The following is a 13,269-nucleotide window of genomic DNA, read 5'->3' as shown; positions in this document are numbered from 1 at the left end:
ACTGAATTTACATGTTATTTCACCCCATGGATCTACTTATATTCCTTGCACTTGGGCTTTCGATTTGGGCCCAATTCAAAGTGAAAGGCAACTTCAATAAATGGTCCCAAGTACCGACCAAAACAGGTTTCTCCGGTGCCGAAACGGCCCGCAAGCTATTGGATGACAACGGTTTGAGCGATATTCCGATCGAAGTGGTGCCCGGAGCCCTTTCCGACCACTATGATCCAGCTAACCGGGTTGTCCGCCTTTCCGAAGACGTTTATCACGGCAAATCTATTGCATCTATTTCGGTCGCTGCCCATGAAATTGGCCATGCGATCCAGCACAAACAATCGTACAGAGCGCTAGTTTGGCGTTCAAAGCTATTCCCTGTGGCCAACTTCGCCTCTGGGATAGCCCCACTGTTGTTCATCGGCGGGATTCTTTTATCCCAATCGAACTTAATAGGGATTGGGATTATTCTCTTCTCAGCAGCCGTCGCCTTTCAATTGGTTACGCTGCCGGTTGAATTCAATGCCAGCAGCAGGGCTAGACAGCTGATGGTTGAGGAAGGCATCCTCTATAATGAGGAAGAACATGGCGTCAAGAAAGTCTTGAATGCAGCCGCTTTGACATACGTAGCCGCTGCCTTAATGTCCCTTTTTGAACTGCTGAAATTTGTCATGATCTTCTTTCAGAGCAATGACGATGAATAACATACAACATCTTAATCAACGATAGACATCACAGGAGGTGTAAGCCTTGCCGCAGTATGCGGCAGGGCAAAATTTGGAGATTTTTAATTTAATACTTGTAGCAATCTTAATTGCACTTACCGGCTTTTTCGTGGCAGCAGAATTTGCTATGGTAAAAGTGCGGATATCGCGCATCAATCAATTGATTGATGAAGGCCGGCGCGGCGCACAAGCGGCAAAACATGTCGTTTCCCATTTGGATGAATACTTATCCGCCTGTCAGCTCGGCATTACCGTTACAGCCTTGGGATTAGGTTGGTTGGGGGAACCTACAGTGAAAAAACTGCTTTACCCGGTTTTCCATTACTTCCATATTTCGAGCTCCGTCAGCCATATCCTATCATTTATTATTGCTTTTGTGGCTGTGACCTTCCTTCATGTGGTCATCGGGGAACTAGCTCCTAAAACAATTGCCATCCAAAAAGCGGAGACAATCACCTTGATGTTTGCTGGGCCAATTATGTGGTTCTACAAGATTATGTTTCCATTCATATGGTTATTAAATGGTTCAGCGCGCCTGTTGGTCGGCCTATTCGGCTACAAGCCAGCCACTGAACACGAAGCATCGCACTCTGAAGAAGAATTGCGGATGATTCTTTCGGACAGTTATAAGAGCGGGGAAATCAATCAGACAGAACTGACTTACGTCAATAACATTTTTGAATTTGATAACCGCATCGCCAAGGAAATTATGGTTCCACGGACCAACATCGTTACCATTCCTATCGACGCTACACTTGGAGAAGTATGGGAAACAATCGAGGTTGAAAAATACACGCGCTATCCGATTGTGGATGGAGATAAAGACAATATCGTTGGCATCATCAACATTAAGGATGTCATGAGCGCATTGCGCATCCATCAACAGACCGACCGTCCCCTTATGAACATCATGAAGCCGATCATCAGCATGATTGAAACCATACCGATCAACGAACTGCTTCTGCGCATGCAGAAGGAACGAATGCAGATGGCTGTGCTGTTCGATGAATACGGCGGCACTTCCGGAATCGTAACGGTGGAAGATATCATTGAAGAAATTGTCGGTGAAATTCGCGATGAGTTCGACACCGATGAAGTCCCTGACATCCGCCAGCTTTCTGACCATCATTACCTGTTAAGCAGCATGGTGCTGGTGGAAGATGCCAATGAACTGCTTGGCATTTCCCTCTCCGATGAGGAAGTCGATACAATCGGCGGCTGGATCCTTTCTCAAAAATACGACGTCCAAGTAGGCGACGTCATTGAGGCAGATGGATATGCCTTCACAATCACAGAGATGGATAACCTGCAGATCCTCTATATCGACGTACAGCGAATCGCCTAAATAAAAGGAGGTGTGTCCCTTTCGCGGATATTCCTCCTTTTTTGTTTCCTAGAAACTCCATCAACTTCACCCTTTCTTCAAGGTTAAGTGCGTTTGTGAAAGAAATACAAGGAATCTATGGATACTCCATTACAATCCCTTGAAAGCGATTGAAAGAAGCAAGCCCCAGCCTTACAATAAAAAATAGATTTGACATTAACCTACTAAAACTAATAATTTACTGCGAGAGAAAAGGCCTTAGTTATGATCACTAAGGCCTTTTTTCTTTGCTTATTTTGCAATTACATATTGTTTGTATTTCTCATAATCAGCTAAACGGCACTCCATTTTTAACAATGTCCCTTCTTCTTCATAAGAGGCCGATGTAACATTGGCATTAGAGTTGAAGTAAGAGACCAGGTGCCCTTCTTCAAAAGGAATGAGCATGGTGCATGTGACATAATCCTTGAAGATGTGCTTGCGTATTTCTGTATTTAGTTCCTTCAAGCCTTCTTTTTTCTTCGCCGATATGAAAATCTTGTCATTTTCTACGCGTGGATATTCCTCTCCCGTTTGGTCCGCCTTATTGTAGACGATTAGAGTAGGGACTCCCTCGATATCCATTTCCTTCAGCGTTTCATTCGTCGTTTGGATCATCTGTCGATAGTGGGGATTGGAAAAGTCGACGACATGGATCAATAAATCCGCATTGGCCGCTTCTTCCAAAGTAGATCGGAATGCTTTGACCAGATGATGCGGAAGTTTTTTGACGAAACCGACTGTATCTGTCAATAGATACGATTTACGGTCTGGCTGTTCGATTTTCCGGATGGACGTTTCCAATGTAGCGAACAGCATATTCTTTTCGAATACCTGCTTATGTGCAGATTCATTAAACAGTTCAATCATCCCATTCATAATGGTCGATTTGCCGGCATTCGTATAGCCTACCAGGGAAACGACCGGCACTTCATTCTTTTTGCGCTGTCTCCGTTGCACTTCACGCTGGGCAACATGCACGGATAGTTCTTTGCGGAGAAAAGCAATCTTTGCTTCGATGCGGCGGCGGTCCAACTCGAGTTTTGTTTCCCCGGCACCTCTGTTGGTCAGGCCTTCTCCTCCGCCCCCTCCCTGGCGTCCGAGCGAAGCCCGCAAGCCAACTAGGCGCGGCAGCATATACTGCAATCTTGCCATTTCCACCTGCATCTGCGCTTCACGGGTTTTTGCCCGGCGCGCAAAGATATCAAGAATCAGAATGGTACGGTCAATTACTTTACAATCAAGATCGGCCTCCAAGTTGCGGATTTGCGATGGGGACAATTCATCATCAAAGATGACTGTGTCGGCATCTTGCATTTCTTTCAATGCCGCCACTTCCTCGATTTTCCCTTTGCCGATATAATGCGAGTTATTGACGCGGTCCAGTTTCTGCGTAACTTGCCCCACCACTTCCACATCGCATGCAGCAGCCAACTCTCCAAGCTCCTCCATAGAATATTGAAAATCGAAATCATCTTCATTCTGTAGATTAACCCCGACTAATATCGCTTTTTCACGTTGTTCTGTCATTTATATTCCTCCTAAACAATGCTGGATTTCATAAAATACCCCTACATTATGATGAAAAACTTCCTAATTTATTTGCTTCCAAAAACGTTGCCGCCCATCTATATATTGCCGTTCCTACCGTTTTTCTACCTCCCGCTCAAACACATAAACAACCCTTCTCTAAAAATACAAAAAAACACAGGCTATGTGCATGTGTCGACCATAAACGGGCGTCCGATGACAGACAGTGCCGAAAAAAATCTCTTCCGTCCGGAATGAAAGTCAATTGGCATTGAGTCCAGCCTTTAATAGGCAATGAATCAGACATATATAATTGAACTATTCTTAAGAAGCGAAAAAGTGTTTCTTACGTCTAAAGGGGTTTCCTTAAAAATAGGCAGACTAATCCCGTTTACTCCGCAGACATGCAGAGCCTTTGAACACTATTCAGTTAGCGCCGTTCAAAGCTTGGAAACGTAATCTGCAAAAAAACATGACAGGAAACCCTCCGTTCTCTTAAAGTTACTTGCATGATATCACTTACCATATTGAAAAACAACTATTACTGTCAGACAATTTTCTACATGTACCATAATTGACATCCCATGCAGTCTTTTCCTCCCTTATTCAAAGGCTATAATACGGATACAAACCATCCTTAAAAGGAGGAAGAACGTTATGAAACATCTGATCGTTTTTGCCCATCCATCCCAGGACAGCTTCAATGGGGCTATCCTGAAAACCATCTGCACTCAATTGCAGAATCAGGGCCAGCCAGTCGAAATCAGGGATCTTTATCGCCTTTCTTTCAGCCCAGTGCTGACACAGGATGAAATTCGGGGATTCAAGGAATTATCTTATTCCAAAGATATAGCGAAAGAACAAGACTATATCGACTGGGCGGATGTCCTTTATTTTATCTATCCGACGTGGTGGTATGCGGCACCTGCCATTCTGAAAGGTTACTTCGACCGCGTCCTGTCTTCCGGCTTCGCTTTTCAATCGACCTTGGAAGGGCCGGCCGGACTTCTAAAAGGCAAAAAAGCATTCGTCATTGAAACCGCCGGCGATACGGAAAAATCATTGGCCATCCGCGGTTTGAGCGAAAACATGCGCCATACGATCGACCAAGGGATCCTCGGATATTGCGGTATTGAAGTCGTGCAGCATTTCATCTTGGCAGGCATACACGACTTAAGCAATGAAGAAAGACAACTGCACTTAGACAAGATTTCCGGTACGATTGCCTCCTTTTGCATGACATAAAAAAAGGATATTTATCCGCCGGTTCCGAAGTCTAATTAGAGAAGCAACCTGAATAACGGCTCCAAATGCTCTTAAATCGGAACAAAGGATGATGGGATGTTAGAGAAAAAGGAAACCAATCAATTCCAGCCAGTGCTGGAACATGTCCAAAGCAGTTATGAACAATTAAAGGCCTCAGCAGCAGCCTGTATTGTTATTCATAAGGATAACATAGCGGCCGAGAAATACTGGGGCACAATCGAAAAAGCCATGGCTCCCCCAGCTATGGACTACCAATTTTATGTGGCTTCGGTCAGAAAGTGCTATATCGGCTATGCTGCTGCCTACTGTGTGGTTAATGGCTTTATTGATCGTTTAGATGATTTAGCAACAACCTATATAGATGATCTGCCTGCGAGCATGCTTGAAGGAGTGACAATCCGCCATCTATTGACACATACTCATGGACTTCAAAAAACAGGAGAAACAATGGCCCGGGAATTTGCCCCGGGCACTGGCTGGGCTTACCGGGGCATCAATATTCATTTGTTAGACAAGATAATCAAGAAAACATCTGGCTTATCGATCCAAGATATAGTCAGACCCGTATTTAAGTCCCTAGGCTTCAAACATACAGGCTGGCAATCAATTGCCAGCCCCAACATGGTTAAAGTGCTGTCAGAGGATGACTATCCGCCTTTTGCACTTGCAGACAATACAGACGGCAGCCAAATGAATATGTATGTCTCTCCGCGGGAACTGGCTTTTTGGGGCTATCTTCATCTAAAAAAAGGAAGAATAAACGAAAGCCAGCTTGTTCCTGAACCGATTATTAAGTTGGCAACCTCGCTGCATACTCCAGAGGGCATACCCGCAGATGATCCAAGAAACGGATGTTTATGGTTCGTAAAAGATGGCGATCGAAAGCGGTCAGAGATTGGTCCCCGGGTTCCGGATGGCTCTTATCAAATCCTCGGCTATACAGGTGTGACGCTTTTGGTCATCCCTTCTCTAGAACTGTGTGCGGTCCGAATGTTCAATAGGCTTGGCTCCACGCCTGGATACGACTATCTGGAAGATGTCCGTACTTTTGGCGACTCGGTTGCCGTTTGCGCATTGGCGGGCCTTTCCCCGCGGTCTACCTAAAGCTTGATGCCCGGACTTTTTACTGCCTGGTAATGCCTTAGATCATTAGCTCTAGAATCATCATTCTTAGAACCTTCACATAAAACGAAATCAAATTAAAACAGGCATTAGATCACTGAAGCTCATACGTGATTTTAAACGTATATGGGCTTTTTTATTATTCTAAAATATTAATTATTGCAAATGACGGATACAATTGTTAGGGTATTAGTATGGAAATCACAAAAGGAAGAGGAAAAGTATATCCCTTTTAGCATCCCCGTATTTATTGTATGATAGATCAAAAATCAGCAGTAATCATGCGCACTAAAAACAAGTAAAGGAATTGTTTATTGAACAATCGATCATACATAACTCCAAAACAGTTGCTATGGAAACTGTTACTTATGTAAATAAATTGCTCTCCTTTAAAATTATATTCCAAACATAAGGGAATCTTAAAGAGAAACAGTGCAAGCTATCCTTTATTAAGGGTTTCCGGAGCTGAAATCCCATTTTAGCCATTATAAAACCAACCGATGGCCAAGAAAAATGGCAGTAAGGCGGTGCTCGTAATGGCGAAACACACAAGTAGCTGAAAAAAGGTTTAAATACGCCATTACTGACGATGGTTCTAAATTTTAACAAAAGAGGTAAATTAAATGATCAACGAGATAAAGAATTCAAACAATGAGTGTAAAAAATTATTGAATGGACAATGGAAGGAAAGCGAAAATGGAGATTACATAGAAATCTTCTCCCCTTTAACTAACTCTTCTTTAGGAAAAGTGCCTGCTATGACTAAAGAAGAAGTGGATGAAGCTATCAAAAATAGTAAGGAAGCCCAAAAACAGTGGAGACTTATCCCAATGCATACGAGGGTCGAACTGTTATATAAAGTAGCGAGCCTTCTGGAAGAACAAGCAGATCACTTAGCAGAATTGGTTATGATGGAAGTAGCGAAAGATAAGAAAAGCGCCAAATCAGAAGTGCTTCGAACAGCAGATTTAATTCGGTTCACAGCGGATACAGCCAAAACCATACAAGGAGAACATCTCCAAGGCGATACATTCCCAGGAGGAAACAAAAATAAGATTGGCATGGTAACTAGAGAGCCTTTAGGGGTCGTTTTGGCTATATCACCATTTAACTATCCGGTTAATTTAGCCGCATCCAAAATAGCACCGGCACTAGTGGGCGGAAATACCGTCGTTTTCAAACCTGCAACACAAGGAAGTTTAAGCGGATTGTATTTGGTTAAAATCTTCGAAGAGGCAGGCTTGCCACCAGGCGTAATCAACACGGTCACAGGAAAAGGCAGCGTGATCGGCGACTATGTTGTTACACATCCTGATATCAGTTTCATCAACTTCACTGGAAGCTCTGAAATCGGGGCAAGAATTTCACAAATGTCCAAGATGATTCATGTCCTAATGGAGCTTGGAGGAAAAGACGCTGCAATCGTATTGAAAGATGCAGATTTAGATTTAACGGCCAAGAACATTGTATCTGGGGCTTTTGCCTACTCAGGACAAAGATGCACAGCAATAAAAAGAGTATTGGTTGTCGACGAAGTAGCGGATGCATTAGTCAATAAGATTAAAATAGAAATGGAAAAGCTGAAGGTTGGAAATCCATTGGAACTGGAAGCCGCCGATGTGGTTCCGTTAATTGATGCCAACAGCGCAGATTTCGTCGAAGGACTAATCACTGATGCAGTTGAATTGGGCGGTAAGGTAATTGTCGGAGGAAAACGGGAAGGCAATTTAATTTATCCAACTTTAATTGATGATGTAACGAAAGAAATGAGAGTGGCTTGGGAAGAGCCATTTGGCCCGGTATTGCCTGTCATCAGAGTTAAAGATGCAGAAGAAGCAATCACGATTGCGAACGAATCCGAGTACGGATTGCAATCATCTGTCTTTACAAATAACATAAATGACGCGTTTTATGTAGCAAACAAATTAGAGGTCGGTTCCGTCCAAGTGAACAACAAAACGGAGAGAGGGCCGGACCATTTCCCATTCTCAGGCATCAAGAATTCCGGTGTTGGTGTCCAAGGGATCAGATATTCGATTGAAGCAATGACAAGACTTAAATCAACAGTAATTAATCTGAACAAATAATGAAACTATCTTCGCTTAAAAGGGCTCAATTACGTTGAGCCCTTTTTGATTAAGTGCAAAGATATTTATAAGAAAACATATAAAAAGAACGCCGGTCTTATCCGGCGTTCTTGATTCATCCATTATCCACGAAGATACTGCATGGCTGACTGAGGGTCGAACCCTAATATCCATTGGCCATTTATGTTCGTTTGTGGAACCCCCATCTGTCCGGTTGTTTGAACCAGTTTTTGCATTTGTTCCGGATGTTTGCTTACATTTACTTCTTTATATGCAACGTGGTTTTCATTCAAGAAATTTTTCATCATTGTGCAATAAGGGCAAGTTGTAGTTGTGTAGATTGTTACATCATTCATAATTATACCCTCCTCAAAATAATATGTTTTTCCAGACGGAAACACAGTTTGCGCTTACTCTGTAGGGCCTTCCCATGCAAGCATGCCGCCAGTCATATTGGTGACTTTATAACCTTGCTGCTCCAAGTATTGTGTGGCCTTCCCGCTTCTTCCGCCGGAACGGCATACCATAATATATTCTTTACCAGGATCTAATTCATTCACACGTTCTGGAATGGTGCCCAATGCGATATGCTTTGCCCCCGGGATTTTCCCCTGTGCTACTTCGTCATCTTCGCGCACGTCAATAATTGTTGGGTTTGTACCCTTGCTCACTAACTCTTCTACTTCTTTTGCTGATATTTCTTTCATCATCAATTCCTCCTTCAACATCATTTACTTTTTTAAGGCTTTACATCCTTTACCCAATAAATAACCTTTTCTACCAATGGTTTCTTTTTCCTATTTTACGCTTTCCTGCATCGATTAGCCAGATTTCAGGCATCCAGTGCTTTCAAGATGCTATCCGGATGGTAGCCAACAATCCATTGTCCCTCAATCTCAGTCTGCGGGAGTCCCATCTGTCCGGAGGAATTCAGCAGCATTTGCACCAAATCAGGCTGGCGGTCCACCGACACTTCTTTGTATTCAATTCCCTCACGATTTAAAAACTGCTTCAGCACATCACAATACGCGCAATTGGACATAGAGTACACTGTTACGTTTTTCACTGTGCCCCTCCTTCAAGCAGGAATACTACCTAACTGTTAATATACATATATTATACCACCTGGGGTATATTCGGCCCACTATTTTGCTCAGGGATTACATCTATGTAAAGGGCGCAGTTTGCACCGCACCCTTTTTCCTATTGTTACACAATCATACTCGTTATCAGATAAGATACTTGCCGTCTATTTGTTCACACGGATGAAGACAACCTTTAAGTAATTTCCTTCCGGGAATGACCGGATATGCTTAAAATCGGACGGTAAACTGTATTCTTCGAGAATCGTATACTTGGCATTCATTTCTTTGCAGGCTGTTTGGATGAACCCTTTGAAATGCTTCATGTTGAATGCCGAGCTATTGGTGGATGCCACGATGACCCCCTCATTTTTGGTAATGGCGATTGTTTCCTTCAATAGTTCCTTATAATCCTTGGCCGCACTGAACGTTCGTTTTTTTGTTTTAGCAAAGCTCGGCGGATCGAGGATGACTAAATCAAAGCTTCGCTGTTTGCGGGCCGCATATTTGAAATATTGAAAAACATCGTCCACCACAATCTGCTGTGTTTTAGGATCAATGCCATTCACATTAAATTGTTCTTCTGTCTTGGCACGGCTGCGGTTGGCCACGTCTACACTGGTAGTCATCCGGGCGCCTCCAAGAGCAGCGTTCACTGAAAAAGCGCCTGTATAGGAGAACATATTCAATACTTCCGCACTGGCAGAATACCGCTCCTTGATCGCTTTCCGCACTTCCCGCTGGTCAAGGAAGATGCCGGTCATGGCGCCATCGTTCAGGTACACGGCAAAATTCACGCCATTCTCTTTCACAATTAACGGGAATGAACCTCGTTCCCCTGCCACAAAATCATCGTCTTCTACGTATTGGCCTTTGCTGTCAAAGCGTTTCTTTTCATAGATGCCGATATAATGGACTGTTTCTTTAAGCGCGGACAATATGTCGGCACGGAATGAATAGATTCCCTTGCTGTACCATTGGATCATATAAAAACCGTCATAATAATCAATCGTGATCCCGCCGATTCCGTCGCCTTCCCCATTGAACACCCTGAAGGCAGTCGTCTGTTCATCTTGGTACAGCTGCTTGCGGAGGTTGATTGCTGCAGCGAACTTACGGCTAAAAAAGGCATGGTCGATCTTTTCTTCTTTGCAGTCTGTCAGTACCCATCCCAGCCCTTTATTTTGATTGCCGTAGTAGGCAGTAGCAAGATAGTGGTGATGTTCATCCACCAGTTGGAGCAATTGTCCTTCATCTTTCAGCTTTTCAGGCACGCTAACTGCTTCTTTCTCCAGCAGCGGGTATCCCTTACGTATTTTATCGCTATATTTTTTCTTCAATTGTAATGTGATCAATTTGGCCAAACACCTTTCATTCACTAGATAGGAAGCCATGCTCCTTGTCCATTTCTTTTGGTCGCTAGTCCATTATGACATATTTGCAGACCATTCAGCCAATTCACACAAAAAAATCTATATAGCTTTCCCTCTGCAGTTCATTCCTTTATAGTGAAGCATCCATCTTCTTAACTACATAGGAAGCTAAGTTATCAGCTGTTGAACTGATTTCCTTCACTGTTTCGGAAATTTGTTCAATGGCCATCGCCTGCTGTTCTGTAAACTGATTAATGCCATTGAAAGCTGAATCCAGGTTTTCGATGGCTTTTTGGATGTTCTTTGTGATGGAATCGATTTGTGTCACCTGCTCTTTCGAATTGGTGGCGAGCTTTCGGATTTCGTCCGCTACAACAGAGAACCCCCTGCCGGCTTCCCCAGCGCGTGCAGCCTCGATCGCAGCGTTCAAACCGAGCAGATTGCTTTGGTCGGATACCGCCTTAACGACCTTGGAAATCAAACCTATTTGTTCCGCTCCCGAGCTGACCTCTACCATTTGGTGTGTGATATCCTCCATCCTCGTTGCCAATACAGCCGCTGAACTATTAATTTCCTCTAGGCTGGCAGCCGTTTCCCCCACAATAGCGGATAAGTTCTCCACCACTCCATTCAGTTGAGTTACATATTCTAGGCTGGAGCCGACCCCCACGCCGCCTATCACCGTGCCATTGCTATCTTTAAGCGGCAATACCTTGCTCGAAAAAGACACACCAAACATTTCTTCCCCCACCATACCAGTCATCTCACGGTCCTGGCGGATTGCCGTTGCCAGGATATCTCCATCCCGTAAAGCTTCTCCGGGCTTTAGATTGAGTGAAAAGGTCTCTGCCGGGACAGAAATCTTCAGCTTCTCGGTATCATAGACACTAACTGTAATATCGTCCTGCACTAATTTATTCAAGTAAGGAGCTACCATTATAAATGCTTCCAAAATAGACATTTCTTTTGCCTTTGTCTCTACATTCACCATATTAACCGTATACCCCTCTCTACCTTTATTCTTATAGTTTGTTCTTTTATACAGCCAAACACTGGTCGTCCCTCTCATTGCAATCGTTTCCAACGAAGTGAAACTTTGATTATTTAGGACGTTCATTCCTAAGCGGCCATTCGTTAGATCCGTTCTTTAGCCACTAAATAATCTAATAATACTATCGTCTGGTTTTATGGATTCTTAAGCCGGCTCTTTCTTTTCTTCCTTCCCGTGTTTCCCTCCCAACATACCGGGTAGAGTATATAAACAAACACGTCAAAGGAGGAATTGCTATGCTATTGCGTTATTATTACGATGAAAAATTGGCCCAGGCTTCCTATATGGTTGGCTGTCAGGCAACAGGCGAGGCATTGGTCATTGATCCGATGAGAAACATCCAGCCGTATCTTGAGACAGCAGCCAAAGAAGGGTTCACCATTACAGGGGCAGTTGAGACACATATCCATGCAGATTTCGTATCCGGTTCACGAGAACTGGCCCACCATTGCGGATCTACTCTCTATTTATCGGATGAAGGAGATGCAGACTGGAAGTATCAGCAGTTGTCTGATTGGAAAGTCGAATTGTTAAAGGATGGCAGTGTATTCCACATAGGCAAAATCAAATTCGAAGTTATCCATACGCCGGGCCATACACCGGAAAGCCTCTCCTTCCTGCTTACGGATACAGGAGGAAAAGCCGATGAACCAATGGGCATCTTCACTGGCGATTTTATCTTTGTCGGAGATATCGGCCGGCCCGATTTGTTGGAAAAAGCCGCCCAAGCAAAGGGTTCTTCGAAAAAAGGCGCGGCGGATATGTTTCAATCCATTCAAAAAAGTAAGCAACTGCCCGATTTTCTTCAAATCTGGCCGGGGCATGGAGCAGGAAGCGCGTGCGGTAAATCTCTGGGCGCGATTCCAACCACAACAGTCGGATATGAAAAGCGGTTCAATTGGGCATTCAAGGAGAACAAGCAGGATTCGTTCACCGCTGCCCTTTTGGAAGGACAGCCGGAACCACCGCATTATTTTTCGCGCATGAAAAAAGTAAATAAAGAAGGCGCATGCTTGCTTAAGGATTTGCCGGAAATCTATCTGTTCACTTCCTATCAAGAGCTTGACCATATCCTTTCCAATGAAGGGCAAGTCATCGACACGCGCCCTGCCGATGAGTTTTCTAGAGGGCATATTCCAGGAACAATCAATATCCCATTGAATAAAGGATTTGCCAATTGGGCAGGATGGCTGGTCGATTACGGCAAACCTCTTTATATACTTGGCCATGCGGCAGAATTGGAAGAAATCAAAACGGCCCTTTATTCCATCGGAGCTGATCGATTCACCGCCTTAGGCGATATTGAAAGCCTTCTTAAAACAGCTCCTCAATTGGAAGGCTACACAAATGTAACGCCATCTGAAATGGAAAAGAAAGTTGCAGATGGGGAAGTGCATGTATTGGATGTCCGGACAGAAGCAGAGTGGAAGGAAGGACATATAAAAGGTGCTCAGCATATCATGCTCGGCGATCTCCCGCAGCATATCGATGAGGTGGAACAAGATAAACCGATTATGGTACAATGCGGTTCCGGTGTACGGTCTGCCATTGCCGCTTCTATTCTGCAGGCAAACGGAATCACCGATATCAATAACCAGCTCGGCGGGTATTCCCGTTGGGTAAACGACACGAAAACACCTGCCCATTCATGAAAAAAAACCGCCGATCCATGGCGG

12 protein-coding genes are annotated in these 13,269 nt (G+C 44.0%); 6 read left to right on the top strand and 6 right to left on the bottom strand.

What is annotated here, in order from left to right; all coding sequences use genetic code 11:
• The first annotated feature begins 11 nt into the window (after positions 1-11).
• Both BN1765_RS02610 and BN1765_RS02605 read left to right on the top strand, forming a co-directional pair.
• Positions 12-698, top strand: coding sequence for a zinc metallopeptidase (locus BN1765_RS02610; protein ID WP_050613711.1), 687 nt, complete (start codon positions 12-14; stop codon positions 696-698).
• Between the two features lie 73 nt (positions 699-771).
• Positions 772-2,064 (top strand): hemolysin family protein, encoded by a 1,293-nt coding sequence (locus tag BN1765_RS02605; protein WP_050616658.1) that lies wholly within the window; start codon positions 772-774, stop codon positions 2,062-2,064.
• Positions 2,065-2,334: 270 nt separating this feature from the next.
• Here BN1765_RS02605 and hflX read toward each other — a convergent pair whose 3' ends face one another.
• Entirely contained in the window at positions 2,335-3,612 is a 1,278-nt protein-coding gene (hflX, locus tag BN1765_RS02600) for a GTPase HflX (protein ID WP_050613710.1), read from the bottom strand.
• A 657-nt stretch (positions 3,613-4,269) separates the two neighbouring features.
• Here hflX and BN1765_RS02595 point away from each other — a divergent pair.
• The 3 genes from BN1765_RS02595 to BN1765_RS02585 all read left to right on the top strand — a co-directional run bounded on the left by BN1765_RS02595 (position 4,270) and on the right by BN1765_RS02585 (position 8,087).
• Complete coding sequence (locus BN1765_RS02595) at positions 4,270-4,857, top strand: NAD(P)H-dependent oxidoreductase (RefSeq protein WP_050613709.1); 588 nt, start codon at positions 4,270-4,272, stop codon at positions 4,855-4,857.
• Between the two features lie 96 nt (positions 4,858-4,953).
• Positions 4,954-5,982 (top strand): serine hydrolase domain-containing protein, encoded by a 1,029-nt coding sequence (locus tag BN1765_RS02590; protein WP_050613708.1) that lies wholly within the window; start codon positions 4,954-4,956, stop codon positions 5,980-5,982.
• A gap of 641 nt (positions 5,983-6,623) precedes the next feature.
• On the top strand, positions 6,624-8,087 hold the full coding sequence (locus BN1765_RS02585; protein ID WP_050613707.1) for an NADP-dependent glyceraldehyde-3-phosphate dehydrogenase: 1,464 nt from the start codon (positions 6,624-6,626) through the stop codon (positions 8,085-8,087).
• Positions 8,088-8,209: 122 nt separating this feature from the next.
• On the opposite strand, the gene BN1765_RS02580 is transcribed toward BN1765_RS02585, so the two are convergent.
• The 5 genes from BN1765_RS02580 to BN1765_RS20700 all read right to left on the bottom strand — a co-directional run bounded on the left by BN1765_RS02580 (position 8,210) and on the right by BN1765_RS20700 (position 11,080).
• Positions 8,210-8,443 carry a glutaredoxin family protein gene (locus BN1765_RS02580; RefSeq protein WP_050613706.1) on the bottom strand — a complete coding sequence of 78 codons (234 nt, stop codon included), beginning with the start codon at positions 8,441-8,443 and terminating at the stop codon, positions 8,210-8,212.
• A gap of 54 nt (positions 8,444-8,497) precedes the next feature.
• Entirely contained in the window at positions 8,498-8,794 is a 297-nt protein-coding gene (locus BN1765_RS02575; RefSeq protein ID WP_050613705.1) for a rhodanese-like domain-containing protein, read from the bottom strand.
• 125 nt (positions 8,795-8,919) lie between these two features.
• Positions 8,920-9,153 carry a glutaredoxin family protein gene (locus BN1765_RS02570; protein ID WP_050613704.1) on the bottom strand — a complete coding sequence of 78 codons (234 nt, stop codon included), beginning with the start codon at positions 9,151-9,153 and terminating at the stop codon, positions 8,920-8,922.
• A gap of 183 nt (positions 9,154-9,336) precedes the next feature.
• The gene (locus BN1765_RS02565; protein WP_147554136.1) at positions 9,337-10,533 is read right to left on the bottom strand and encodes a class I SAM-dependent rRNA methyltransferase; all 1,197 of its coding nucleotides are present in this window, start codon (positions 10,531-10,533) and stop codon (positions 9,337-9,339) included.
• A gap of 139 nt (positions 10,534-10,672) precedes the next feature.
• Positions 10,673-11,080, bottom strand: a complete 408-nt coding sequence (locus BN1765_RS20700) for a methyl-accepting chemotaxis protein (protein ID WP_390621187.1) — start codon at positions 11,078-11,080, stop codon at positions 10,673-10,675.
• A 749-nt stretch (positions 11,081-11,829) separates the two neighbouring features.
• Between BN1765_RS20700 and BN1765_RS02555 the strand changes: the two genes are divergently transcribed.
• Positions 11,830-13,245, top strand: coding sequence for an MBL fold metallo-hydrolase (locus BN1765_RS02555; protein ID WP_050613702.1), 1,416 nt, complete (start codon positions 11,830-11,832; stop codon positions 13,243-13,245).
• Positions 13,246-13,269 lie beyond the last annotated feature (24 nt).

Origin of the sequence: Bacillus testis (assembly GCF_001243895.1) — a bacterium.
GTDB lineage: Bacteria > Bacillota > Bacilli > Bacillales > DSM-1321 > Bacillus_AD > Bacillus_AD testis.
Note: the sequence above shows the minus strand (reverse complement) of the source record. Positions and strands in the feature narration are given on the sequence as shown.